The following is a 25,515-nucleotide window of genomic DNA, read 5'->3' as shown; positions in this document are numbered from 1 at the left end:
GGCGGGCGGGGTCAGAACACCGGGCGGCCGGCCCGGACCAGGCGCCAGGACTCGGCGGCGAAGTCGGCCGGGTCGATGACGCCCCGGGCCTTCACCCAGGCGATCATCGCGTTGCGGATCTCGTCCGAGTTGGCCCACACCTTCGGGGCGGCCGCGACGTGCGGGAAGTTGCCGCCGCCGTTGGCACGGTAGTTGTTCACCGCGAGGACGAACTGGGCGGCGGGGTCGACCGGCTTGCCCTCGAAGGTGAGGTTGACGATCCGCGAGCCGGCCGGCTGGGCGATGTCGATGTCGTAGCCCAGGCCGTACACCGAGTCGTAGTTGTAGTCCGGGGTGTTCTGCGCGTTGGTCAGGGTGGCCTTGTCGACCGGCGCGTCCGGGGCGAGCTGGTTGTAGTACCGGGCCGAGAACTCCAGGTAGTCCTTGAGCTGGGCGCCCGTCAGGATGCGGGCCTCCAGGGTGTTCTCGTAGATGTACAGGCCCGCCGCGTCGCGCAGCTTGACCTGGCCGGACGGGATCACCGCGGTGCGGTTGAAGGGCGCGGCCTGCGCGAGCACCGGCAGCTTGGCGTACTGGCCGCCGGCCAGCGCCTCCTTGACCACGTCGGCCTGGACGCGGCCGATCAGGTCGATGATCGGGACGTCCCGGAACGGCGCCTCGGCGATCGACAGCTCGATCTTCGCGGTGCCGATGACCTGGTTGACGTACTCGACCACCTTCTTGTGCTGGTCGGTCATCAGGCCGACGATCTCCGGGTCCTCCGGGACGGTGTTGGAGTTCAGCACCCGGGAGGAGAGCGAGACCACCTTCCAGGCGCCGTTGTCCAGCTCCACCTCGAAGTCGAAGCAGGTCAGCCGCTGGCCCCAGCAGAGCGGCTCGGAGAGCACGACCGTCCGGCCGGTCTCCTTGTTGACGACCAGCCGCTGCGGGATCTCCTTGTGCGCGTGGCCCACCAGGACGGCGTCGATGCCCGCGACCTGCTCGGCCAGCGCGACCGAGGCGTTCTCCGCCCACGGCAGCTGGTCGCCGTAGGAGGTGGCCTCGTCCATGCCGGAGTGGCAGGCCACCACGACGATGTCCGCGCCGGCCGCGCGGACCTTGGGCACCCAGACCTTCGCGGTCTCCACGATGCCGGGGAAGGTCATCTTGCCGGCGACGTTCGCCTTGTCCCAGATCGCGATGCCCGGGTTGGTCAGGCCCAGGATGCCGACCTTGAGGGCCGGGCCGTTGCCCAGCCGCAGCTTGCGGATCACGTACGGCGGGAAGGCCGGCTTGTCGGTGCGGGCGTTCAGCGCGTTGGCGCCCAGCAGCGGGAAGTCCAGCTGCTCCTCGTAGGCGCGCAGGGTGTCGATGCCGTAGTTGAACTCGTGGTTGCCGAGCGCCGCGGCCGTGTACTCCATGGTGTTCATGGCGAGCGCCATCGGGTGCTCGGGCGCGGTGTCGGCCTCGGTGGCGATCGGGTCGACCCGGGCGTAGTAGTAGGTCAGCTGGGTGCCCTGGATGGTGTCGCCGGCGTCGATCAGCAGGGTGCGGTCCCAGCCCTTCTCCTCGCGGACCTGCTTGGCCAGCGTGGAGATCTTGGCGAGGCCGACCTCGTTGTGCGCCTTGTCGGCGTAGACCGCGTCGGTGAAGTAGTCCCAGTTGAGCACCCGGCCGTGCAGGTCGGTGGTGCCCATGACGGTGAAGGCCTGCTTCTTGGCCCGCCCCTTGGCGCGGGTCTCGTCCGGGCCCGCCGCCGCGGCGGGCGTGGCGGCGACGAGGCCGGCGCCGCCGGCCAGGGCGGCGCCGGCGGCGGTGGCGGCGGACCGGGCGACGAAGTCACGACGGTTCAGAGGCATGGACGGCTCTCCCGGGTGGGGACGGCGAATGGGTCGTCAGGTGTGGTGACGCGCGTAGAGGTACGCGCGTAGAAGTGTGCCGCGCGACCCGGCCGATGGGTAGCCCCGAAACGTTTCCAGCAGGTGAGATCTTGGCGACTCGTTCGTGACACCGCCGCACCGGCATCGCGCACCGCACCCGCCGCGGCCGCAGAACAGGGCACCCGCCGCGGCCGGAAAAGCGGCCACCCGCCGCGCCGGCGGACGGGACGCGGCGGGCGGGTGGCCGAAGGACGGGCGCGGGGCCTAGATGTACCCCTCGCGGACCGCGTGGGCGACCGCGTGGGCCCGATTGCGCAACTGCAGCCGGGTCGTCAACCCGTGCAGGACGTTCTTGACCGTGCGCTCGGAGTACGACAACCGGGCCGCGATCTCTCCCGTGTCCCAGCCCTCGGCGACCAGCCGCAGCACGTCCGACTCCCGCTCGGACAGCCCCGACGGCGCATGGCCCGGCATTCCCTGGACGCTCCGCTGCAGCCGGCCCACCTGGCTGATCAGCCGCCCCAGCAGGTCGGCCGGCAGGTCACCGTCACCCCGGGCCGCCGCCAGCACCGCCCGGCCCAGCCGCTCGGCGGTGGCCTCCCGGCGCCAGATGATCGCGGCCACGCCGCACTCCACCGCCTCCAGCAGCTCGGCCTCGCGCATCCGCTCGACGACCAGCACCACCCGCTGCTCGGCGCCGCGCACCAGCCGTCGCAGGTTCGCCATCACGGCGGCGTCCGCCGACTCGGCCAGCAGCACGGTGACCGCCCCCGGCGTGGTCGGCGCACCCGGCGCCGGATCCAACAGCTCCAGCCCCGGGTGACGGCGCAGCTGCGCCTCCGCCCCGGCCCGCGAGATCGGGTCCGCGGCCTGGACGACGACGCTGGTCCGGCCACCGCTGGACGGGGGAGCGGCGGACGGGGCGACGTGCCGGGCGGACATCGGACGCTGCGGCGGCACCATCCGCTGGCCCGCCGACGCGGGAGCGTGCCTGGGCACGGCCCGGCGTTCGTGGTCGGTGTGCAGGACAGTCAAGCTGGCCCCCTCCTGGAAAATCCCCGGCTCGCAGCCGGACGGCGGTGCGCCGCGCCCAGGCCCTTGCAGGCCCGGCGGGCACAGGCGTGCGGCGTGCGATGCGGGAACGACGACGGCCCCCCGGTAGGCTCCATGGTCCCCGCCACGGGCGGCCACGGCCATCGTGGTCCACCACGAGATCGGCCACCCGACGGCAACGGAGCAGCGCAGCGCCGCGCGGACACGCGGACACGCGGACGACGGGCGCGGCCCCGGCCCGGGCGGGGGCGGTGCGGGGCGCGGAAGGCAGCCGGACGGATCGGGCGGGGTGGGGTGCGGAGCGGCTCCGAAAGGGGTGCGACGAGAATCACAGCTCTAACCGAGCCGCTGACACGGCGTCAAGCCGTTTCCCTGCACAACGGGGAAAAGTGCCCGTCCGGTCATCGGCGGGCGTCGCGGGAGGGAAGCAGATGAGTACCGTCAGGACGCGCCGACACCAGCAGGACCGGACCGTCGCCGCACCACCGCACCTCGCGGCCCGCGACCCCCAGCTGCGCCGGATCGCCGCACTCGCCACCCGCGCCCGGACCGGCACCGGCGGCGTCCTGCTGGTCACCGGCGCCGCCGGCACCGGCCGCAGCGCCCTGCTCGCCGAAGCCGCCCGCCGCGAGGCCGCCCACGGCACCACCGTGCTGTGGGCCCGCTGCTCCGTCGACGAGGCCACCACCCCCTACGCCGCCGCCCGCCAGCTGTTCGAGGCCGCCCCCGGCCAGGGCACACCGCCCACCGGGACCGGCCGCACCGCCCCCGACACCGACACCGACCTCTGGGCCCTGCTGCGCCTGCACGCCGCCCACAGCCCCGTCCTGCTCGCCGTCGACGACATCCACCTCGCCGACCGGGCCTCCCGGGACTGGCTGCTCCAGCTCGCCCGCCGGATCGACCGGCTGCCCGTCCTCCTGCTGGCCACCGAACGCCGCCAGAGCTCCCTCGGCAGCCCGCCCGCCCGCTTCGGCCGCGGCCTGCCCCCCGGACTGGCCGACACCACCCGGCTCGACCCCCTCGACACCACCGCCGCCACCCGGCTCGCCGAACTCCACCTCGGCCTCGGCGCCCCGCCCGCCCTCGCCGACGACTGCGTCCGCGCCACCGGCGGCAACCCGCTGCTGCTCACCGCACTCCTCGCCGACCTGCGCGACCACCCCGACGAGTGCTGCCCCGCCGCCTTCACCGCGCTGCCCGCCCCGCCCGCCCTCGTCGCCCTCCCGGCCCTGCCCGCGCCCCGCGCCCTCACCACCCTGCGCGCCCTGCCCGACAGCTGCGCCCGGATGCCCGGCGGAGCCTTCCCCGAAGCCGTCGAACAGTGGCTGCGCGGCGGCGGCGACCGCGCCCTCACCGCCGCCCGCGTCCTCGCCCGCATGCAGGAACACCCCGCCGCCCGCACCGCCCCCCTGCCCGGCGCCGGGGACTTCGACCCGGTACCGATGCTCGCCGAACTCGCCGGCGCCGACCCCGACCAGATCACCGGCTGGCTCGCCGAGCTCACCACCCAGAAGCTGCTCGACGACCCCGGCCCCGGCCGCTGGCCCCGCTTCACCCACCCGCTGCTCACCGACGCCGTCCTGGCCGGCCACGAACCCGGCCACCGCGCCCGCGTCCACCGCGCCGCCGCCGAGTTCCTGCACCGCACCGGAGCACCCGACGAACGCGTCGCCGGACACCTCCTGCTCACCCCCGCACCCGCCCCGCGCTGGGCCGCGGAAGCCCTGCGCCGCGCCGCCCGCAAGGCCGCCGAGGCCGACCGCCCCGAGGACGCCGTCACCCTGCTGCGCCGGGTCCTCACCGAGCCGCTCAACGACCGCCGGCGCGGCCTGCTGCTCACCGAGCTCGGCGGCCTGGAGGTCACCCTCGGCCCGGCCGAGCGCACCGCGGGCGTCCGCCACCTCGCCGAGGCCGTCCACCTCCAGCAGTCCGACGAAGGCGTCTTCCAGACCGCCAACACGCTCGGCGCCGTACTGGCCGCCCGCGGCGACGCCCCCGCGGCGCTGGAACTGATGGAGGAACTGGCCGAACGCTTCGCCGACCGCGACGACCTCGTCCACGCCGTCCAGGCCGCCGCCGCACTGATCGCCGCGCACGACGGCCACAGCTGGCTCCAGGTGGTCGAGGGCGTCCAGCGGTTCGCCGCCCGCACCCAGCACCGGCTCGCACCGCCCGCGTACGCGCTGCTCACCGAGTTCGACTCGACCAGCGGGGTGCTCTCCGCGGCCGAGGTCGCCGCCCGGGTCAAGGACCTGCTCGACGCCCCGGTTGACCCGCTCTGCCGCTCCTACGTCCTGGTCTCCGCCGCCACCCTGGCCCAGTGGGCGGACCTGCTGCCCGAGGCGGACCGGCTGGTGGCGCGCGGCCTGGCCGCGTACCGGGGGCCCTCGCTGGACCCCGGCTACCAGTGCCTGCTGAGCGTGCGCGCCGAGAGCCGGGTGATGCGCGGCGAGTACCAGGCGCTGCTCGACGACCTCGCGCTGACCGGATCGTCCGCCGCGTCGGCCGCCGCCGCGTCCGCGCCCGCCGCCTGCGCGGGGCCCGCCGCGCTCCCGGGACCGGCGCCCGCCCCCGCCCAGGCGGCCCCGCCCGCTCCCGCCCAGCCCGTCCGCCAGGGGCTGCGGACCGGCGCCCGCGGCCGGTCCGGCGGCGAGACCGCCGAGCGGCCCGAACGCCACGAGCGCTCCGTCTGGTCCTGGTGGTGCGGGACACCGGCGTACACCGGCCCGGGCGCCTGCGCCCCGGGCACCGCGGACCCTCACCTCGCGGACCGCGACGTCACCACCCCGGGCGCCGCGACCGCGCCCGGTGAACCGGCCGAAGCCGACGCGCAGGCCCCCGCCACCTACGCCGGCCTGCTCGGCCAGCAGAACGCCCACCTCGTCGCCCAGGCCGTCATCGCCCTCACCGAGACCGGCCGCTACTGGCAGGCCCACGGCCTCGCCCGCGCCGTCGCCGCCGACCGCGCCCAGGGCTCCTGGGAGTGGAACGAGTACCTGTACGCCCGCGGCCTGCTCCGACTCGCCACCGGCGAACCGGCCGAAGCCCTCGTCGACCTGATGGAATGCGGGCGCCGCCAAGGCGAACGGCACGTCCTCAGCCCCATCGTCACCCCCTGGCGCTCCGCCGCCGCCGACTGCCACACCGCCCTCGGCGAACCCGGCCCCGCCGTCGCCCTCGCCGAGGAGGAACTGCGGCTCGCCCGGGTCTGGGGCACCCCGCGCACCGTCGGCCGCGCCCTGCGCGCCCTCGGCGCCGCCACCGGCGGCCGCCACGGACTCGACCTCGCCGCCGAGGCCGTCGAACTCCTGCGCACCGCCGAGATCGAGACCGAACTCATCCCCGCGCTGATTACCCACGGCCGCCTGCTCGCCGACGGCGGCCGCCGCGGCGCCGCCCGCCGCGCCCTGCGCGAGGCCGCCGGCCGCGCCGAACGGCTCGGCGCGATACGACTGCGGGCCGTCGCCGTCGAGGCGCTCCGCGCCAGCGGCGCCCGGCGCGGCCGCGGCGAGCACGCCGGCGCCGAGGCCCTCACCGACAGCGAACTGCGGATCTGCCGCCTGGCCACGGCCGGACACTCCAACGCCGAGATCGCCGCCATGCTGCACCTGGCCGTCCGGACCGTGGAGACCCACCTGACCAACAGCTTCCGCAAACTCGGCGTCCGACGCCGGGCGGAACTCGCCGGCGCCCTGGAGACGTGACCGGCCCGCGCCGACACCCGGCGCGGGCCCGCCCCCCGCTCAACCCGCCAGCACCGCCGCCATCCGCTCCACCTCCCGGGCGAGCGCCACCCCCGGATCCTCCCCGTCCGGCGTCCAGCGCTCCCAGGTCCGCGCCCGCAGATAGCCGTCCACCGCCACCGGCAGCCGCCGCAGCACGATCCGCTCCGCCGCCGGCCCCGGACCGACCACCCGCAACCGCTCCACCAGGTCGTCCAGCTTCACCGACGACGGCAGGGCCACCGTCCCCAGATAACCCGCCAGCGCGTCCAGCTCCACCCAGCGCACCGGCGGCGCGGGCACCGGCACGTCCGGCAGCGGCACGTTCGGCACCGGCACGTCCGGCACCCGCCCCGGGGCCACCGGGCGCGGCCCCGGCGCCAGCAGCACACCCACGGCGTACAACGCCGCCACGATCCCCGGCCACCACGCACCGCCGAGCCCCGCGAAATGCAGCCCCAGCCCGACCGCCCCGCCCCCGCAGCCGACCAGGTTGCGGGTGGACTCCAGATACCCCACCACCCGCCGCCCGCGCGGACCCCCGCGGCTACTGGTACCCACGGATCTCCTCGAACGCCCCGTCCAGCGACGCCGTCCCGTCGAACAGCTTGCCCCCGGTCAGCTCCGCGATCCCCTGCAACTGGTTCTTCGCCGCGTCCCCGAACAGGATCGGGAACACCGGCACCGCCTTCTGCGCCGCCGACAACCCGTTGTAGAAGTTCCGGAAGTCCTTGTCCGACGCGCCCTCGTTGCTCTCACCGTCCGTCATCACCACGATCGACGTGAACCGGTCGTCCTGCGCCGCCGCCTGCTGCCGGTCCAGGAACCGGTACGCCTCCTGCAGCGAGCTGTACACCGCCGTCCCGCCGTCCGCCGACAGCGCCTGCACATCCGCGTCGATCGACGCCAGCTCCTGCTGCGCACCGGCCGCCGGCACCGTGTGCGTCTTCGTCGACTTCACCTTGGAGGCGAACGACAGCAGCGTCACCTCCTCGCGGTTGCGGAACCGCCGCACCCCCCGGGTGTCCTCCGCCCCGGTCAGCCGCCCCAGCGCCGACTTCAGCGCCGCCAGCCGCGCCCCCGCCATCGACCCCGAGGTGTCCAGCACGTACACCGTCCGCGACGGCCGGCGCAGCTCGTCCTGGTACGAGGCCAACAGGCCGTCCGCGACCGCCTTGCTGCCCGGGAACGGCAACTCGTGCCGCCGGTCGGCCGGCAGCGACGGCGCCGCCGCCACCCCCGCCGACACCGGGTGACGCAGCGTCAACTCCGAGACGCGCTTCTGTACATCGTCCTTCAGCAGGTAGTCGGTCAGCCGCCGGAACGAGTCCCGCTCCCGCTCGGCCGACGAACTGAGCAGCGTCAGCGGATAGTTCGCCGACACCACGCCGTCGGTCGGCCGGATCACCGTCAACTGCTGGTCCGCCGGCAGCGTCTTGTTCATCGACAGCAGGACCGACTCGTAGTTGACCAGCGCCCCGACCCGGCCCTGCTCCGCCCGCGCGTACGCCTGCGCCAGCCAGCCGGACGAACCCGACGTCAGCTTCTGCCCCGTGAAGAACTGCTTCAGCGACGGCGTCGCCTTCCGCACGTCCGCCTCGGTGAGCGCCGAATCCGCCCCCGAGAACGCCGCCGCCACCGCCACCAGCGCCGAGAAGCCCGAGTTGGACCGCGACGGGTCGGCCATCCCGTACGCCAGCCTGCCGGTCGACGCCGCGTCCGCCAGCTGCCCCCAGCTCACCTTGGAACCGTCGCCCCAGCCCAGCTCGTTGAGCGCGGACGACCGCACGCCCACCGCCACCGGCGACACCATCACCGGCGTCTCCGACAGCAGCTTCGACTTCCCCGCGTCGTCCAGCCGCAGATAGTGGTTCGAGGGGAACCAGACCGCGTCGTACTTGCCGTCCGCCCGGCCCGAGGCCACGGCGTCCGCACCGTCCAGCGACCCGGTCCAGGCGAACTGGACGGTCACCCCGGTCGCCTTCTGCGCCTCCTCCAGCACCGGCGCCATGTCCTGCAGTTCGCTGCCGGCCAGCACCCGCAGCACCCCCGCCCGCGCGGTCGGCGCCGGCGCGTCGCTCTGCTGCGGAGCCGGCGCCGGCGAGGACGTGCACGCCGTCGCCGCCACCAGCAGGGCGAGCCCCGCCACCAGCACCCGCCCGCCGCGCCCCGCCGCGGCCCCCACCCTGGTCGTCCTCATCGTCGCCCCGTCCGTCGTGCCGTCGTGTACCGCTTCGGGCGGTCCCGTTCGCCCCGCCGCCGTCCCGCCCGCCATCGGCCGGTCACCTCCCCTTCGCCGCGTCGACCAGCTTGGCCAGCGCCTCCGAGGACGGCACCGGCGCCTGCTTCACCCGCGCCGCCGTCAGGTCCGCCGCGAAGGCCGGGTTCTCCCGCCCGGCGGTCTGCAGACCGAACGCGGCCGGATCCGACTGCGGCCGGAACCCGTACCTGGCCTCCAGCTTGCGGAGCTTCTGGTCGTCGTTCAGCAGCGCGGCCAGCTTCTGCCCGGCCGCCGTGCGCCCGACGATGGTGTGGTCGGAGGAGATGGTGGTGTCCGGGTACAGCACCACCATGTCGCCGGTGCCCTTGCCCTCCACCGCCAGCTGCGCCGCCTGCGACTCGTAGGCGAGCACCAGCGGATTGCCCACGTTCGAGAGGAAGTCCCGGAACGGCTCGTCGCTGCTGCTCTTCTGGATGCCCTGCTTGCTGGTCAGCGAGGACAGCACGGCCTTCACCTGCTGCACCTCGGCGTCGCTCGACACCACCTGGTGGTTGTTGAGCAGGTAGGAGACCAGCGCGAGGTACAGCGCTCCGGAGGAGGACTCGGCGGGGTCCGTGGTGGTCATGAAGACCGCACCGCTGAGGTCCGCCTGGTCCTTCGCGCCGGTGAGCTCCTCCCACCGGCGGCCGGCCTTCACCACGTTGACGTACTCGTCCATCCTGAACGTCCACACCCGGGAGTTCTGGTCCTGGGAGGCCAGCCCGTTCTGCGCCAGCACCTTGGCCGTGGACTGGTGGGCCAGCACCACCAGGGGCGAGTAGAACGGGCGGACCGGCCCGTCCTTGAGCTGCAGCTGCCGGCGGATCGCCTCGGCCGGCGACAGGCTGGCCGGGAACGCGAAGTCGAGCCGGCCGAGGTCGCTCTCGCTCATCAGCCACGAACCGGTGGTCTGCACATCGACCTTGAGGCCCTGCTCCGCCAGCGCGGCCACGACGTCCGGATCCTTGAAGAAGTCCCGCTTCTCGGAGCCGATCACGCCGGTCACCGTGACGACCTTCGAGCCCGGATCGTCCTTGCCGGTGGGTTTGAGCAGCGCGAACGCCACCCCGCCGAGCAGCACCAGTGCCGCGATCACCCCGAACGCACGCTTCATACCGGGCGATTCCCCCTCGTCGGACCCGTGTCCGGGCTCCCACCCGGGTGACGAGCGTCCCGCCGGGCCGCGAGCGGCGGCCGAAGGCGTGGTGAACCGGGGGTGAACACCCCTTCACGGAATCGCATCGGCGGACGCCCGCGGGGTGCCGCGCGCACACCAGTCCGAGCGGGTGTCAGATTGTTCAACTCACCTTCCTGCAAAGGTCATCCCGCCGGTCGGACGGGCGTCGATGTTACGCGCCGGTAATGCCTACGCTCAGGGGTATGCGCCGAGCAAAAATCGTCTGTACTCTCGGGCCAGCCACCGACTCGTACGACCAGATCAAGACGCTGGTCGACGCCGGGATGGACATCGCCCGCTTCAACCTGAGCCACGGCTCCCACGCCGAGCACGAGGAGCGCTACCGCCGGGTCCGCAAGGCCGCCGACGAGACCGGCCGCAGCGTCGGCGTGCTCGCCGACCTTCAAGGCCCGAAGATCCGACTGGAGACCTTCGCCGAAGGCCCGGTACTTCTCGAACGCGGCGACGAGTTCACGATCTCCACCGACAAGGGCGTCGTCGGAGACCAGAACATCTGCGGCACCACCTACCCGGGCCTCGCCGCCGACGTCACCAGCGGCGAGCGGATCCTCGTCGACGACGGCCGGGTCACCCTGGAGGTCGTCGAGGTGGCCGGCCCGCTGGTCCGCTGCACCGTCGTCGAGGGCGGCCTGGTCTCCGACCACAAGGGCCTCAACCTCCCCGGCGTCGCCGTCTCCGTACCCGCGCTGAGCGAGAAGGACATCGCCGACCTGCGCTGGGCCCTGCGGACCGGCGCCGACCTGATCGCGCTCTCCTTCGTCCGCAGCGGCCGCGACATCGAGGACGTCCACCGCGTGATGGCGGAGGAGGGGCGCTTCGTCCCGGTCATCGCCAAGATCGAGAAGCCGCAGGCGGTCGAGAACCTGGAATCCATCGTGGACGCCTTCGACGGCATCATGGTGGCCCGCGGTGACCTGGGCGTGGAGATGCCCCTCGAACAGGTCCCGATGGTCCAGAAGCGCGCCGTCAAGCTGGCCAAGCGCAACGCCAAGCCGGTCATCGTCGCCACCCAGATGCTGGACTCGATGATCAACGCCTCCCGCCCCACCCGGGCCGAGGCCTCCGACGTCGCCAACGCCGTCCTCGACGGCAGCGACGCGGTGATGCTCTCCGGCGAGACCTCCGTCGGCAAGTACCCCGTCGAGACGGTCCGGACCATGGGCCGCATCATCGAGGCCGCCGAACAGGACGTCCTCGCCGACGGCCTCCCGCCGCTCACCGCCGGCACCAAGCCGCGCACCCAGGGCGGCGCCGTCGCCCGCGCGGCCACCGAGATCGGCGACTTCCTGGGCGCCAAGTACCTGATCGCCTTCACCCAGTCCGGCGACACCGCCCGCCGGCTCTCCCGCTCCCGCTCGCCGATCCCGGTGCTCGCCTTCACCTACGAACCGGCCGTCCGCAGCCAACTCGCCCTCACCTGGGGCGTGGAGACCTTCCTCGGCCCCTTCGCCGCCACCACGGACGAGATGGTCGAACAGGTCGACGCCGCGCTGCTCTCCCTCGGCCGCTGCCGCAAGGGCGACATCGTCGTCATCACCGCCGGCTCCCCACCCGGCCTCGCCGGCTCCACCAACCTCGTCCGCGTCCACCACGTGGGAACACTGGACAGCTGACCGGGCTTCGCACGCGGGTCCACGGGCGGCATCCCCCATCCTGGGGAATGCCGCCCGTTCGCTCCGCTTCCATCTCGGCGAGCTCGACATGCGGATCACCTGCTGGATCGCGACCGGCAGAAGGATCATTCTGCTCACGGTGTTCCGCAAGACGCGGATGGGCGAGAGCTCCGAGGTCGACCGGGCCCGGCGTGCGCTGCGCCGCTGCGCGGCCGAGCAGCACACCGTCGACGACGAGGAGGAGTGGGCGACATGAGTGAGCGGACGTCCTGGCGTGCGGTGCGGGAGGAGATCCTCGACCGCCCGGGTGCCGGCGCGGCCTACGAGGCCGCCCGGATCAGGTTCGAACTCGGGGAGAAGGTGCGACTTCGCCGGGAGGCCCTCGGTATGACCCAGTCCCGACTCGCGGCGGCGGCCGGTATGCAGCAGCCGACGGTGGCCCGTTTCGAGGCGGGCGGGACGATGCCCACCATCGTCGTCCTGGAGCGGTTGGCCTCGGCGCTGGGGATGCGTCTCACGGTCGAGTTGGAGCCCTTGGACAAGGCGGGCTGACCGGGCTTCGCCGATGGCGGCGCGCTCCCGGGGGAGCGCGCCGCCATCAGTACTTGGGGCCGATGTGGGCGTCCATGAGGGCGACGGAGGCCTTGCGGGCGATGGAGACGTTGACCTGGCCGGTGGGGCGGGGGGCGGAGGTCTTCCACCGCACGCCGACGGCGTCGAGGGTCGAGGTGAGGAGGGCGACGATGTCGGTCGAGGTGTTGGTGAAGAAGTAGCGCGGGTATTCATGGCGGCGGACGACACCGTTGACGGTGCGGGTCGCCCAGTTGGTGATGCGGCAGCCGTCGGAGTGGATCAGGCCGCGCAGGAACTCCCACGGGTGGGCTTCGACGATCTCCTGTTGCCAGGGCCGCAGGGCGATGAGGCGCTCGTGCTTCCTACCGGCGCCGTGCTGGGGGAAGTAGCAGGTCAGGTGCTGGGAGTACAGCTTCACGTCGTGGGAGCCGGTTCGGCGGACCCGGCACGGTTTGTTGTGCGGCATCACCTCGCGCATGGCCTTCTCGGCGGAATCCATGATTCCCGGCCAGTTGTCGTCGCAGGAGATGGACAGGCTCGCCGTGCGGTGCTGCTCGGGCCGGCTGATGTGGCCGTCGCCGAGATAGAGGCCGAGCAGGTAAGCGTAGGCGGAGCGGTTCATCTCGTCTCCGTGGCAGTGGACGCAGGTCGACCGCTTGCGCCCGGGAAGCGTGCCGTGCTTGGCACGATCTTCGTGTTTCCACCAGGAGACGGTGCCGGGTGGGACGCCGAGCCTCCGTGCTACGTCGGTGTTGCGGACGCCTTGGCGAAGGAGACGGACGGCTTGTTCGCGCACCGAGGGGGGAGTCATGTCGCTCAGCGTGTGTGCTGCCCGGGTGACATCGGGGAGATTCCGCGACCATCCACCGGATCCGGTGAATTCCTCATTCAGCGGGAATACCGCGTGAAGTGCCGGGTGCGGGATTCGAACCCGCATGTCCTTTCGGACAGATGTGTTTGAGACATCCGCGTAAGCCTATTCCGCCAACCCGGCCGGGTGCGACTGCGACAGCATACCGCGTGCGCGTCCGCGGGTGGGTGTAGGTACCCTCATTGATGCAGTACCCCGCCGGAACGAGGAGCCCCGTGAGCACCGCCGACGAGCAGGCAGAGCCGCTTGAGACCGACATGCCCCAGATCACCCGAATTGTGATCGCCGAGGACGAGGCGCTGATCCGCCTCGACCTGAAGGAGATGCTCGAAGAGGAGGGGTACACGGTCGTCGGCGAGGCCGGGGACGGGGCGACGGCGCTGAAGCTGGTCGAGGAGCTGCGGCCCGACCTGGCGATCCTGGACGTGAAGATGCCCGTCCTGGACGGGCTCTCCGCCGCCGAGCAGATCCACGAGGCGCACCTGGCGCCCGTGCTGATGCTGACCGCGTTCTCGCAGCGCGAGCTGGTGGACCGGGCGCGGGACGCGGGCGCGATGGCGTACATCGTGAAGCCGTTCAGCAAGAGCGACCTGGTCCCCGCGATCGAGATGGCCGTCTCCCGGTACACCGAGATGCGGACGCTGGAGGAGGAGATCCAGGACCTCACCCAGCGGCTGGAGACCCGGAAGCTGGTGGACCGGGCGAAGAGCGTGCTGCAGACCAAGTTCGGGCTGAACGAGCCGGCCGCGTTCCGGTGGATCCAGAAGACCTCGATGGACCGTCGGATGACGATGGCCGCGGTCGCGGAGGCCGTGATCGAAGAGGGCGAGGCCCAGGACAAGAAGAAGGCCGACGAGGCCAAGGGCGAGCAGTAGCGGCCCGTGGGCCGACAGGCACGTGGAAGGGCCCGGCAGCGCACGCTGCCGGGCCCTTCCACGTGCCGCCCGGGCGGGAGGTCAGTCCTCGCCGAGGTAGGCCTTCCGCACGGACTCGTCGTGCAGGAGGTCGGCGCCGGTGCCCTTGAGCACGATGCGGCCGGTCTCCATCACGTAACCCTGGTCGGACAGCGAGAGCGCCGCCTGGGCGTTCTGCTCGACCAGCAGGATGGTCGTGCCGCCAGCCTTCAGCTCCACGATGGTCGCCATGATCTTCTGCATCATCAGCGGGGAGAGCCCCATCGAGGGCTCGTCCAGCATCAGCAGCTTCGGCTGGGACATCAGGGCCCGGCCCATGGCGAGCATCTGCTGCTCGCCGCCGGACAGGGTGCCGGCGGCCTGCTTGCGCCGCTCGCCGAGGATCGGGAAGAGGCCGTAGGCCCGCTCGACGTCCGCCGCGATGCCGGCCGTATCGGTGCGCAGGAACGCGCCGAGCAGCAGGTTCTCCTCGATGGTCATCCGCGGGAAGATGTGCCGGCCCTCGGGGGAGTGGGCGAGCCCGAGCGCGACGATCTTGTGGGCGGGGACGGTGGTGAGGGCCTGGCCGTCGAAGGTGACCGTGCCGCCGGTGGGCTTGAGCAGGCCGGACAGGGTGCGCAGGGTGGTGGTCTTGCCGGCGCCGTTGGTGCCGATCAGGGTGGTGACCTCGCCCTGGTTGACGGTGAAGCTGATGCCCTTGACGGCTTCGATCTTGCCGTAGGCGACGCGGAGGTCCTTGACCTCGAGGAGTGCGGTCACTGGTCGGTCTCCGTTGCTGCGGGGGCGGTGCCTTCGAGCGGTGCGCCGAGGTAGGCGGTGATGACGCGTTCGTCGCTCTGGACGGTCTCGCGGTCGCCTTCGACGATCTTCTGGCCCTGGACCAGGACGGCGGTGCGGTCGCACAGGTTGAAGATGAACCGCATGTCGTGCTCGATGACGAGGATGGAGACGCCCTTGTCACGGATGGCGAAGACGAGTTCCTCGGCGGCCCGGGTCTCCTGCGGGTTCATGCCGGCGGTGGGCTCGTCGAGGAGCAGCAGGCCGGGGTCGGAGGCGAGGGCCCGGGCGATCTCCAGCTTGCGCTGTTCGCCGTAGGGGAGGTTGCGGGCGAGGTGGTCGGCCTTGTCGGCGAGTCCGGTGAACGCCAGCAGTTCCATGGCGCGGGCGCGGCTCTCGGCTTCGGCGCGGTGGTAGCCGGGGCCGCGGAGGATGGCGGAGAAGATGCCTTCCTTGGTGCGGGTGTGCCGGCCGACGAGGACGTTCTCCAGGACGGTCATGTTGGCGAAGAGCCGGATGTTCTGGAAGGTGCGGGCGATGCCGGCCTGGGTGACGAGGTGGGGCTTGGGCGGCAGGACGGTGCCGCGGTAGGCGACGCGTCCCTCGGTGGGGACGTAGAGGCCGGTGAGGCAGTTGAAGAAGGTGGTCTTGCCGGCGCCGTTGGGGCCGATCAGGCCGATGATCTCGCCTTCGCCGACGGTGAGGGAGACGTTGTTGACGGCGGTGAGGCCGCCGAACCGCATGGTGACGCCGGAGACTTCGAGCAGGGGCTTGGCGGGGCCGGGCCCGGAGACGGCGGCGGGGGCGTCGGTGGTGGTCATCTGGCTGGTCACGCCCCTGCCTTGGTGAGGGCGACGGTGTCGCCGGAGAGCTGCGCGGGGATCGCGGCCTCGTGGAATTCCAGCTGGTTGCGCCGGTTGGGGATGAGCCCTTCGGGGCGGACGCGCATCAGCACGATGAGGGCGATGCCGAAGGCGAGCAGCTGGTAGTTGGAGAGGAATTCCAGCTTCTTCGGGATGAGGAAGAGGAGGGTGGCGCCGGCCAGCGGGCCGCTGATGGTGCCCATGCCGCCGAGGATGACGGCGGCGAGCAGGAAGGCGGAGTTGGGCGGCAGGGCCTCGGCGAAGGTGTACTGGTCGGGGGTGACGGTGTAGCTGACGTGGGCCTGGACGGTGCCGGCGAGGCCGGCGAGGCAGGCGCCGAGGGCGAAGGCGAGGAGCTTGAGCCGGAAGCCGTTGATGCCCATGGCCTCGGCGGCGGTCTCGTCCTCGCGGATGGCGACCCAGGCGCGGCCGATGCGGGAGTTGCCGACCCGGGCGAAGACCAGTACGACGAGGGCGGTGACCAGGAGCATCAGCAGGTAGTAGTTGGAGAACCGGCCGAGTTCGACGCCGAGGACGGTGTGCGGCTTGCCGAGGTCGAAGCCGAGGATCTGGAGGTCGGGGATCCGCGGGATGCCGTTCGAGCCGTTGGTGATCTTGGGGCCGGTGGTGCCGTTGAGGTTGAGCATGGTGATGCGGAAGATCTCGCCGAAGCCGAGGGTGACGATGGCGAGGTAGTCGCCGCGCAGCCGCAGGGTGGGGGCGCCGATCAGCACACCGAAGATCATCGACACCACGGCGCCGGTCAGCATCGCGGCCCAGAAGGGGAACTGGACGTGGATCGGCGAGGCGGGGGAGCCGGAGACCAGGGCGGCGGCGTAGGCGCCGACGCCGAGGAAGGCGACGTAGCCGAGGTCGAGCAGGCCGGCCAGGCCGACGACGATGTTGAGGCCGAGGGCGACGGTGGCGAAGATCAGGATGTTGGCGGCGACCGAGGTGTACTGGTCGCTGGTCTGGGTGAACGGGAAGCTGGCGGCGGCGGCGAAGGCGGCGCCGGTGGTGACCGGGCGGTACTTGACGGTCAGCGCGCGCAGCCGGGCCAGCAGGCCGCCCTTGGCCAGGGCGGGGACGACGGCGGCGGCGAGCAGCAGGTAGGCGGTGAAGAGTTCGCCGTACTCGGTGTCGATGCCGAAGGTGATCGCGAACAGGCCGATGGCGAAGGCCAGCACGATGAGCAGGACCTCGGCCCAGGAGGGCAGTTCGCGGGCGGCGGGCAGCGGCCGCTCGACGGTGCCGAGGCGGAGCCCGCTGTTGGCGAGGTGGCCGATCTGCAGGAGCAGGACGGCGGCGGCGGCGATCACCAGGGCGCCGGCGAGGGCGGTCAGCACCGGGGCGACGGGCTTGTCCTCGGGGACGGCGTGGGTGGCGAACCAGACGACCGGGGCGGCGGGGAGGAGCAGGAACAGCCGCCGGTCGAGGATCCGCACCGGGACGTGGGTGCGCCGGTCGAGCGGCAGGCCGAGGGTGCCGACGACGGCGAGCAGCGAGCCGAGGGCGGCGACCCAGCCGCCGGGGTCGAGGTTGGCGAGGCCGCCGAGGTCGACCGCGATGGCGATGACGGAGAACCAGCTGACGGCGAAGGCGCCGGCGGCGGCGAGCAGGACGGCGTTGTGGCTGCGGGTGGGGGCGGCCCAGCGCAGGCCGCGGACGCCGTGGGTGGCGAGCAGGAGGGCGAGGGTGAGCAGGCCCGCGGTGAGGGCGAGCCACTGGAGGCCGGCGGGGGAGCCGTAGTAGGTGAGGTCGCCGGGGAACTCGTCGGTGTACGTCCAGGACATCAGGGCGGAGCCGGCGGTGGCGAGGGCGCCGAGGCCGGTGAGGAGGGCGGCGGCGCGGGCCGGCAGCGGGATGACCGGGGTGGTCTCGGTGGTCGAGGTGGTGGTCATGGTGCTCACGCCCTGTCCGCGACGCGTTCGCCGAGCAGGCCCTGGGGTCGGACGAGCAGGACGAGGATGAGGAGTACGAAGGCCCAGACGTCCTTCCAGGCGCCGCCTCCGAAGAGGTGCATACCGGGCAGGTGCTGGATGTAGCCGGTGGCGAGGGCTTCGGCGAGGCCGAGGGCGACGCCGCCGAGCATGGCGCCGTAGATGTTGCCGATGCCGCCGAGGACGGCTGCGGTGAAGGCCTTGAGGCCGAGCAGGAAGCCCATCCGGAAGTCGACCTGGCCGCTGCGCAGGCCGTAGGCGACGGCGGCGACGGCGGCGAACGCGGCACCGATGGCGAAGGCCATGACGATGATCCGGTCGGTGTCGATGCCCATGAGCTTGGCGGTGTCGGGGTCCTGGCTGGTGGCCTGCATGGCGCGGCCGGAGCGGGTGCGGGAGACGAACCAGCCGAGGGCGAGCATGCAGAGCGGGGCGGCGATGATCAGGAAGATGTCGCTGCGCTGGACGGTGACGGAGCCGAGCTCGAACGGGTCGCCGGGGATCTTCGGGAAGACCCGGGCCTTCTTCGCGTCGGGGTAGAACGAGAAGACGAGCTGCTGCAGGACGATCGACAGGCCGATCGCGGTGATCAGGGGGGCCAGTCGGGGCGCGGTGCGCAGCGGCCGGTAGGCGAAGCGCTCGGCGGCGACGGCGGTGAGCGTGGAGACCAGGATGCCGGCTATCAGCATCAGCGGTAGGGCCAGCCAGAGCGTGGTGCCGCCGGGGAGGGCGAGGTAGGCGGTCAGGGCGCCGAAGCCGCCGACCATGACGATCTCGCCGTGGGCGAAGTTGATGAGCTGGACGATGCCGTAGACCATCGTGTAGCCGATCGCGACGAGCCCGTAGAGGGCGCCGAGGATCAGGCCGTTGGCCAGCTGCTGCGGTAGGTCGTGCACCGCTGGGCCTCCGTTGTGCGTTGCGTGAAGTCCGCGTGGGTGGGGGATGTGGGCGCGCGCGGGGGCACTGGTGGCGCCCCCGCGCGGGATGACTCCGGTGTTCCGGGCTGTTGCTGACGGGTGGTCAGGTCAGCCGCTGAAGGTGCCGGACTTCTCCACGGCCCACTTGCCGTCCTTGACGGTGTAGACGGTGAGCTGCTTGTTGGTGGTGTCGCCGAACTCGTCGAAGGAGACCTTGCCGGTCACGCCGTCGAAGGAGACCTTCTGGACGGCCTCGACGACCTTGGCGCGGGGGTTGCTGGGGAGCTTGCCGCCGTTGTCCTTGACGACGTTCTTGACGGCCTCGATGATCGCCCAGCCGCTGTCGTAGGAGTAGCCGCCGTAGGTCTCGTAGGCGTCCTTGTAGCCGGCGGTCTTGTAGTCGGCGATGAACTTGGCGGCGGTGGGGAGCGCCTCGACGGGCAGGCCGACGGCGGTGGCGTAGTCGCCCGCGCTCTTGGGGTTGAGCTTGATGAAGTCGCCGCTCTGGATGCCGTCGCCGCCCATCAGCGGGATGGTGAGGCCGGCGTCCTTGAGCTGGAGGGAGAGCGGGCCGGCGGCGGGGTACTCGCCGCCGTAGTAGACGGCTTCGGCGCCGGAGCTCTTGACCTTGGTGACGACGGCGGCGAAGTCGCGGTCGTCGGGGTTGACGTGCTCCTCGCCGACGATGGTGCCGCCCTGCTTGACGAACTCGCCCTTGAAGGTGGCGGCGAGGCCGGCGCCGTAGGTCTTCTGGTCGTCGATGAGGAAGACCTTGGTCTTCTTGGCGTCCTTGGCCAGGAACTGGGCCGCGAAGGGGCCCTGGACGGCGTCGGTGGTGGCGGTGCGGAAGTAGGACTTGAAGGGGCGGGCCTTGTCGCCGCTGGCCCACTTCTCGCCCTGGCTGAGCGCGACGCCGGTGTTGGCGGGGGAGATCTGGACGAGGTTGGCGTCGTTGAAGATCTGCTGCATCGACTGGGCGACGCTGGAGTTCAGCGGGCCGACGACGCCGATGACGTTCTTGTCGGCGACCAGCTGGGTGGCGTTCTGCTGGCCCGGGGCGGGCTTGCCGGTGTCGTCGAGGGCCTTGATCTCGAACTTGACGCCGGGGACCTCGTTCTTCTCGTTGGCCTGCTTGACCGCGAGCTCGACGGAGTTGCGGATGCCGAGGCCGAGGGCGGAGAGGTCGCCGGTGAGCGGCGCGTCCACGCCGATGGTGACGGTGGTGGCCCCGGCGTTGCCGTCCCCGGACTTCTTCTCGCCGCGGGATCCGCAGGCGCTGATGCTGAGGGCGCCGATCACGGCAATGCTCACGACAACTGCTGAACGGTGACGCACAGGGGTCCCCTTCGGTTCAGGAGGGCGCCGCGCCTGAGTGGCGGGAGCCGGGATGCGCAATGGGCCTGGCCCAATCCGGTGGCGCGGTGACTGGCCGTGACTCTAGATGCCTCTGGGCGGCTCGGGCAGTGCTGTGGCGAGGCTGTGATTCTCTTGTTATGAGCACACGGAGCGACCGTCTCACTATGTGGTCGTTCTGGCCCGATCGATCCTGTACTGACAGGCGTCTACTCGCTGGTAGGTGCATGTAAGGGCCAGAATTGCGGGTGACTCCTGGCCTCACCGATAATCGGACACGACTGTCCGCCGTGCTGGTGTCGGGCGTGTGCGTCCGAATATCGGACATTCGCGGGAATGACGAAGCACCCCCGGGTCGATGCGGGCCCGGAAGCGGTCGAAAGTTCGGATTTCCTACTTGTTACGCAGTGTTACATCCCTCGCAGTGCGCGCAAACGCGTCCGCCCCCTTGTCTGGACCAACGCCTGCCCAGGGCAGTCGAAGGTCAAACAAGGGGGCGGACAAGGGAATTGATGATCGGTCGGCCCGACCGGCGGGCCATTGACGGGTCGGCCGGGCCGACGGGGCGTCAGAGGTCGCGGAGCATGCAGGTCAGGCGGCAGCTGGTGATCCGCTTTCCGGTGTCGTCGGTGATCGCGATCTCGTAGGTGGCGGCGGTGCGTCCCTTGAACACGGCGGTGGCGACCCCGGTGATCAGGCCGGAGGTAGCCGAGCGGTGGTGGGTGGCGTTCAGGTCCACGCCCACCGCGTACCGGCCGGGGCCGGCGTGCAGCATCGCGCCGACCGACCCGAGGGTCTCGGCCAGCGCCGCCGAGGCGCCGCCGTGCAGCAGCCCGTACGGCTGCTGGTTCCCCTCGACCGGCATCGTGCCGACCACCCGGTCACCGGAGGCCTCGACGACCCGGATCCCGAGCTTGTCGCCGAGGCGGCCGCCGGAGAAGGTGGCCGGGTCGACGCCGAGCTTCGCGAAGTGGTCCAGCACCTCCTGCGGGATGTTCAGGGCGGGGGCCGGTTCGGGGGTGGTCGCGCCGGGGGCCGCTTCGGTCATGGGGGAGCTCCTGCCGCTCGGGGGTCACGTCGTCGTGCTGCCTGCGATCGTACGACCGTCCTACTCGGCGGTAGTGATCGCGTGGGGGAGTTGGCGTGGCGGGTGCGCCCGGGCCGTTCCCCCGTCGGCCGGGACCCCGTTCCCCCGCCGGCCGGACCCGGCTGCTCGCGCGCGGGCGCCCGCGCGGGTGCGCGCCCGCCCGGGCACGCCCCTGGGCGCCGCACCCCGCGGGCCCGGCGTCCGGACCGCGCGGCGCCCTTTTTGTCGGTGCCGGGCCATAGGATCGGTGGCCGGTAGTGGAATCGGCAGGAACGGACGTTGACGTGGCTACGCAGAGTACGGACAAGGGCGCGGCGGGTGGCGGCGGGGCGCGGCCCCGGCTGATGCTGCTCGACGGGCACTCGATGGCCTACCGGGCGTTCTACGCGCTGCCCGTGGAGAACTTCAACACCTCCACCGGCCAGCCCACCAACGCGGTGTACGGCTTCGCCTCGATGCTCGCCAACACCGTCCGGGACGAGCGGCCCACCCACCTCGCGGTGGCCTTCGACCTCTCCCGGCAGACGTTCCGCTCCGTCGAGTTCCCCGACTACAAGGCCAACCGGGCCAAGACGCCGGACGAGTTCCGCAGCCAGATCGGCCTGATCGGCGAACTGCTGGACGCCATGCGGGTGCCGCGGATGACGGTCGAGGGCTTCGAGGCCGACGACATCATCGCCACCCTGGCCACCGCCGCCGAGGCGGCCGGCTTCGACGTCGACATCGTCACCGGCGACCGGGACTCGCTCCAGCTGGTCACCGACCACATCACCGTCCTCTACCCGACCAAGGGCGTCTCCGAGCTCACCCGCTACACCCCGGAGAAGGTCGCCGAGAAGTACGGCGTCACCCCCCGCCAGTACCCCGACCTCGCGGCGCTGCGCGGTGACCCGTCCGACAACCTGCCCGGCATCCCGGGCGTCGGCGAGAAGACGGCCGCCAAGTGGGTCAACCAGTTCGGCTCCTTCGACGAACTCGTCTCCCGCGCCGACGAGGTGAAGGGCAAGATCGGCGAGAAGCTGCGCGACCACCTGGACTCGGTCAAGCGCAACCGCGTCCTCACCGAGCTGGTCCGCGACGTCGAACTCCCGCTCGCCGTCGCCGACCTGGAGCGCGCCGCGTTCGACCGCGAGGCGGTCGCCGGTCTGATGGAGTCGCTGGAGTTCCGCAACGCCAACTTCCGCGACCGGGTCTTCGGCATCGACCCGGCCGCCGCCGAGCCCGAGGCCGCCGCCGAACTCGCCCCCGGCGTCGAGGTGGACGGCGAACTGCTCACCGACCCGGGCACGCTGGCCGGGTGGCTGCGCGGGCACTCCGACGGCAAGGCCCCGGTCGCGCTGGCCGCCGTCTACCGGTGGGCGCTCGGCACCGGCGAGGTCACCGAGATCGCGCTGGCCGCCGGCGAGACCGCCGCCTGGTTCGACCCGGCGCTGCTCGCCGAGGAGGACGAACGCGCCTTCGCCGACTGGCTGGCCGACCCGGCCGCCCCCAAGGCCCTGCACATCGCCAAGCAGGTGATGCGCGCCTTCGCCGAGCGCGGCTGGACGATCGCGGGCGTCGTCGCCGACACCGCCCTCGCCGCGTACCTGGAGAAGCCCGGCCGCCGCACCTTCACCCTGGAGGTGCTCGCCGAGGAGTACCTGGCCCGTTCGCTCGCCCCGGCCGCGGTCGCCGAGAGCGGCCAGCTCGCCTTCGACGCCCCCGAGGAGCCGGACGAGGTCGACGCGCTGGCCGCCCGCGCCCAGGCGCTGATGCTCCAGGCCCGCGCCGTGCTCGACCTCGCGGCCCTCTTCGACACCCGCCTCGCCGAGGTCGGCGCCACCGAGCTGCTGCGCGACATGGAGCTGCCGATCGCCGCCCTGCTGGCCCGGATGGAGCGCACCGGCATCGCCGCCGACCGCCCCTGGCTCACCGGCCTGGAGGCCCAGTTCGCCACCGAGATCCAGCGCGTGGTGGAGGAGGCGCACGCCGCCGCCGGCCACGAGTTCAACCTCGGCTCGCCCAAGCAGCTCCAGGAGATCCTCTTCGGCGAGCTGGCCCTGCCCAAGACCAAGAAGATCAAGACCGGCTACACCACCGACGCCGACGCGCTCACCTGGCTGGCCGGCCAGACCGACAACGAGCTGCCGGTCATCCTGCTCCGCCACCGCGACCAGGCCAAGCTGCGCACCACCGTCGAGGGCCTGCTCAAGACGGTCTCGCCGGCCGGCCGGATCCACACCACCTTCAACCAGATGGTCGCCGCCACCGGCCGGCTCTCCTCGCAGGACCCGAACCTGCAGAACATCCCGGTCCGCACCGAGGAGGGCCGCGCCATCCGCCGCGCCTTCGTCGTCGGCGCGGGCTACGAGGCGCTGCTGACGGCCGACTACTCCCAGATCGAACTGCGCATCATGGCCCACCTCTCCGAGGACGAGGCCCTGATCGAGGCCTTCGCCACCGGCGAGGACCTGCACACCACCGTCGCCTCCCAGGTCTTCGAAGTCCCCGGCGACGCGGTGGACGCCGAGATGCGCCGCAAGATCAAGGCGATGTCCTACGGTCTGGCGTACGGGCTCTCCGCGTACGGGCTCTCCCAGCAGCTCGGCATCAAGCCCGCCGAGGCCCAGGGCCTGATGGACACCTACTTCGAGCGCTTCGGCGGCGTGCGCGACTACCTGCGCCGGGTCGTCGACGAGGCCCGCGCCACCGGCTACACCGAGACCCTGCTCGGCCGCCGCCGCTACCTGCCGGACCTCAACAGCGACAACCGCCAGCGCCGCGAGATGGCCGAGCGGATGGCCCTCAACGCCCCGATCCAGGGCTCGGCCGCCGACATCGTCAAGATCGCCATGCTCCGGGTGGACGAGGCGCTGACCGCCGCCGGCCTCACCTCCCGGATGCTGCTCCAGGTGCACGACGAAATCGTGCTGGAGCTGGCGCCCGGTGAGCGCGAGCAGGTCGAGGCGATCGTCCGCGCGCAGATGGCCGGCGCCTACCCGCTGCGCGCCCCGCTCGACGTCTCGGTGGGCGTCGGCGCGAACTGGGAGGCCGCCGCGCACTGACGGCCGGCGAGAAGGCGGTGGGCGCGGTCCGGATCGGGCCGCGCCCACCGCCTTCTCGCCGTCCGGCGGCCGACCGGGCCGCCCGGCGGGCGATTGCTTCGTACCGGGGGTTGATCCGGCGTCAGGAGAGCTCTTCACTTGTCATGGCACCGACGTCCATGATCCGCGCGCCGTGCCGCTCCACCCGCTCCGACGCCTCACCCGACGAGTCTGGAGATCCCCTCATGTCCGTGCCCCCTCTGCGGCGCGCCGTCGTGGCGCTCGCGGCCCTGCCGCTGCTGGCGCTCGGCGCCGGCCAGGCGCTGGCCGCCCCGGCCCCGGCACCGAACCCCACCGCTCCCGCCCAGGCGCCCGCCGCCCGGGCCACCGCCACCCAGGTGTCCGCGATCGAGGACGAGGTCGCCCGCGCGCTGGCCGGCGCCCTCACCGACGCCGCGCTGCGCGACCGGCTGCGGTCCGCGACCGCCGACGCGGCCTCCGGCGCCGCCGACCTCGGCCCGCTGGCCGCGGCCGCCCAGGGCCCCGCCGGCCGGCTCGCCGCCACCACCGCGCAGGCGGACCGCCGGATCGCCGCCGCCAAGGGCCTCGGCGGCGACCTCGGCCCGCTGCTGCGCGTCCAGTTGGCCGACCCGTCGATGCGGGCCGCGCTGGACGCGGGCGCCGCGCCGCTGGTGGCCACCGCCGTCGCCGACGACCACGCCCGCACCGTCCGCGCCTACGACACCGCCGGCCGGGCCCACGCGCTCGACGCCGCGGCGGTGCCCGGGCAGCCGGTCTACCTGGTGGACATCGACACCGCCAGGACGCTGGCCGCCGGTATGGCCGTCCTCCAGCGGGAGTTCGGCGCACGCGGTCTCGGCGCCGCGGGCGGTGCCCCCGCGGCGAACGGGCCGGGGGCGGCGCAGGGACCGGGCGCGGCGCAGGCGGCCGGCGGCTGGTGGGCCACCAAGATCAGCGGCATCGAGGTCGCCGACGACGAGGAGCCCTGGTTCAAGGGCGCCGCCGAGATGTTCGGCCTGGTGACCGGCTTCGGCCAGGACGGCAAGGTCCGGGTCGACTCGGTCGCCATGCCGTACCTCCAGTACGACGGCACGGTGTACTACCCGAACCAGATCCTGGTGAACTGGTCGAACTACAAGTACAACCTGGCCGACGTCGTCCTGATGGAGGACGACGGCGACACCAACTACCTGGCGCTGGCCCAGGCGGTGGCCGCCGTCCTGCTCACCATCGCCGACCAGGGCGCCTACATCCCGCTGGTCAACGCCGTCCTGGCGGCCCTGCCGACCTCCTGGTGGGTCGACGACCCGGACTACGTGGAGTCCTGGTACACCCTCGCCCGGACCAGTTCGGGCCGGCTCAACGGGGCCCGCGGCAACGGCTGGATGACCGTCGAGCCGTACTTCGTCGAGCAGTTCTGACGTTCCGGCCGGGCGGCCGCCCGCGGGGCACCACCCGCGGCCGGCCA

Annotated in this window: 19 protein-coding genes, 1 tRNA gene and 1 pseudogene; 7 read left to right on the top strand and 14 right to left on the bottom strand. The window is 72.5% G+C overall.

What is annotated here, in order from left to right:
- Positions 1-11: 11 nt before the first annotated feature.
- On the bottom strand, positions 12-1,838 hold the full coding sequence (locus ACZ4UX_RS07855) for a bifunctional metallophosphatase/5'-nucleotidase (RefSeq protein WP_465706035.1): 1,827 nt from the start codon (positions 1,836-1,838) through the stop codon (positions 12-14).
- Positions 1,839-2,123: 285 nt separating this feature from the next.
- Positions 2,124-2,801, bottom strand: coding sequence for a helix-turn-helix transcriptional regulator (locus ACZ4UX_RS07850; protein WP_329492076.1), 678 nt, complete (start codon positions 2,799-2,801; stop codon positions 2,124-2,126).
- Positions 2,802-3,343: 542 nt separating this feature from the next.
- On the opposite strand from ACZ4UX_RS07850, the gene ACZ4UX_RS07845 reads away from it, so the two are divergent.
- Positions 3,344-6,619, top strand: coding sequence for a helix-turn-helix transcriptional regulator (locus ACZ4UX_RS07845; protein ID WP_465706034.1), 3,276 nt, complete (start codon positions 3,344-3,346; stop codon positions 6,617-6,619).
- A 39-nt stretch (positions 6,620-6,658) separates the two neighbouring features.
- Here the strand turns inward: ACZ4UX_RS07845 and ACZ4UX_RS07840 are convergent, their stop codons facing one another.
- From ACZ4UX_RS07840 to ACZ4UX_RS07830, 3 genes are all read right to left on the bottom strand, one after another.
- The gene (locus ACZ4UX_RS07840; RefSeq protein WP_465706033.1) at positions 6,659-7,198 is read right to left on the bottom strand and encodes a hypothetical protein; all 540 of its coding nucleotides are present in this window, start codon (positions 7,196-7,198) and stop codon (positions 6,659-6,661) included.
- Positions 7,185-8,837: a VWA domain-containing protein gene (locus tag ACZ4UX_RS07835; RefSeq protein ID WP_465706032.1), complete on the bottom strand. Its 1,653-nt coding sequence runs from the start codon at positions 8,835-8,837 to the stop codon at positions 7,185-7,187. Before ACZ4UX_RS07835 ends, ACZ4UX_RS07840 begins: the two co-directional genes overlap by 14 nt.
- Positions 8,838-8,919: 82 nt before the next feature.
- A complete protein-coding gene (locus ACZ4UX_RS07830; RefSeq protein ID WP_465706031.1) occupies positions 8,920-10,011 on the bottom strand; it encodes a hypothetical protein in 1,092 nt (363 codons plus the stop codon).
- 266 nt (positions 10,012-10,277) lie between these two features.
- Here ACZ4UX_RS07830 and pyk point away from each other — a divergent pair, with 266 nt between their 5' ends.
- The 3 genes from pyk (at position 10,278) to ACZ4UX_RS07815 (ending at position 12,260) form a co-directional block, all read left to right on the top strand.
- A complete protein-coding gene (gene pyk, locus ACZ4UX_RS07825; RefSeq protein ID WP_352290245.1) occupies positions 10,278-11,708 on the top strand; it encodes a pyruvate kinase in 1,431 nt (476 codons plus the stop codon).
- An 88-nt stretch (positions 11,709-11,796) separates the two neighbouring features.
- On the top strand, positions 11,797-11,964 hold the full coding sequence (locus tag ACZ4UX_RS07820) for a DNA-binding protein (RefSeq protein WP_465706030.1): 168 nt from the start codon (positions 11,797-11,799) through the stop codon (positions 11,962-11,964).
- Entirely contained in the window at positions 11,961-12,260 is a 300-nt protein-coding gene (locus ACZ4UX_RS07815) for a helix-turn-helix domain-containing protein (protein ID WP_465706029.1), read from the top strand. Before ACZ4UX_RS07820 ends, ACZ4UX_RS07815 begins: the two co-directional genes overlap by 4 nt.
- Before the next feature lie 46 nt (positions 12,261-12,306).
- On the opposite strand, the gene ACZ4UX_RS07810 is transcribed toward ACZ4UX_RS07815, so the two are convergent.
- The 3 genes and pseudogenes from ACZ4UX_RS07810 to ACZ4UX_RS07800 form a co-directional block, all read right to left on the bottom strand.
- Entirely contained in the window at positions 12,307-12,903 is a 597-nt protein-coding gene (locus ACZ4UX_RS07810; protein WP_465706312.1) for a helix-turn-helix domain-containing protein, read from the bottom strand.
- 42 nt (positions 12,904-12,945) lie between these two features.
- Positions 12,946-13,092: pseudogene (locus ACZ4UX_RS07805) on the bottom strand (helix-turn-helix domain-containing protein); the annotation flags it as partial.
- Between the two features lie 99 nt (positions 13,093-13,191).
- A tRNA-Leu gene (locus tag ACZ4UX_RS07800) sits at positions 13,192-13,275 on the bottom strand.
- A 62-nt stretch (positions 13,276-13,337) separates the two neighbouring features.
- On the opposite strand from ACZ4UX_RS07800, the gene ACZ4UX_RS07795 reads away from it, so the two are divergent.
- Positions 13,338-14,027, top strand: coding sequence for an ANTAR domain-containing response regulator (locus ACZ4UX_RS07795; RefSeq protein WP_380394343.1), 690 nt, complete (start codon positions 13,338-13,340; stop codon positions 14,025-14,027).
- A gap of 81 nt (positions 14,028-14,108) precedes the next feature.
- Here ACZ4UX_RS07795 and ACZ4UX_RS07790 read toward each other — a convergent pair whose 3' ends face one another.
- The 6 genes from ACZ4UX_RS07790 to ACZ4UX_RS07765 form a co-directional block, all read right to left on the bottom strand.
- On the bottom strand, positions 14,109-14,825 hold the full coding sequence (locus ACZ4UX_RS07790; RefSeq protein WP_465706028.1) for an ABC transporter ATP-binding protein: 717 nt from the start codon (positions 14,823-14,825) through the stop codon (positions 14,109-14,111).
- The gene (locus ACZ4UX_RS07785) at positions 14,822-15,664 is read right to left on the bottom strand and encodes an ABC transporter ATP-binding protein (RefSeq protein WP_465706298.1); all 843 of its coding nucleotides are present in this window, start codon (positions 15,662-15,664) and stop codon (positions 14,822-14,824) included. The genes ACZ4UX_RS07790 and ACZ4UX_RS07785 overlap by 4 nt, the downstream gene beginning before the upstream one ends.
- 8 nt (positions 15,665-15,672) lie before the next feature.
- A complete protein-coding gene (locus ACZ4UX_RS07780) occupies positions 15,673-17,607 on the bottom strand; it encodes a branched-chain amino acid ABC transporter permease (protein ID WP_465706297.1) in 1,935 nt (644 codons plus the stop codon).
- 5 nt (positions 17,608-17,612) lie between these two features.
- A complete protein-coding gene (locus ACZ4UX_RS07775) occupies positions 17,613-18,542 on the bottom strand; it encodes a branched-chain amino acid ABC transporter permease (RefSeq protein ID WP_465706027.1) in 930 nt (309 codons plus the stop codon).
- Positions 18,543-18,671: 129 nt separating this feature from the next.
- A complete protein-coding gene (locus tag ACZ4UX_RS07770) occupies positions 18,672-19,898 on the bottom strand; it encodes a branched-chain amino acid ABC transporter substrate-binding protein (protein WP_329487188.1) in 1,227 nt (408 codons plus the stop codon).
- A 586-nt stretch (positions 19,899-20,484) separates the two neighbouring features.
- Complete coding sequence (locus ACZ4UX_RS07765) at positions 20,485-20,964, bottom strand: PaaI family thioesterase (protein WP_329487187.1); 480 nt, start codon at positions 20,962-20,964, stop codon at positions 20,485-20,487.
- 383 nt (positions 20,965-21,347) lie between these two features.
- Here ACZ4UX_RS07765 and polA point away from each other — a divergent pair, with 383 nt between their 5' ends.
- Positions 21,348-24,047: a DNA polymerase I gene (gene polA / locus ACZ4UX_RS07760; RefSeq protein WP_465706296.1), complete on the top strand. Its 2,700-nt coding sequence runs from the start codon at positions 21,348-21,350 to the stop codon at positions 24,045-24,047.
- Between the two features lie 224 nt (positions 24,048-24,271).
- The gene (locus tag ACZ4UX_RS07755) at positions 24,272-25,468 is read left to right on the top strand and encodes a DUF3103 family protein (RefSeq protein WP_465706026.1); all 1,197 of its coding nucleotides are present in this window, start codon (positions 24,272-24,274) and stop codon (positions 25,466-25,468) included.
- Positions 25,469-25,515: the final 47 nt, after the last annotated feature.

Source organism: Kitasatospora sp. NPDC028961 (genome assembly GCF_055564815.1).
Note: the sequence above shows the minus strand (reverse complement) of the source record. Positions and strands in the feature narration are given on the sequence as shown.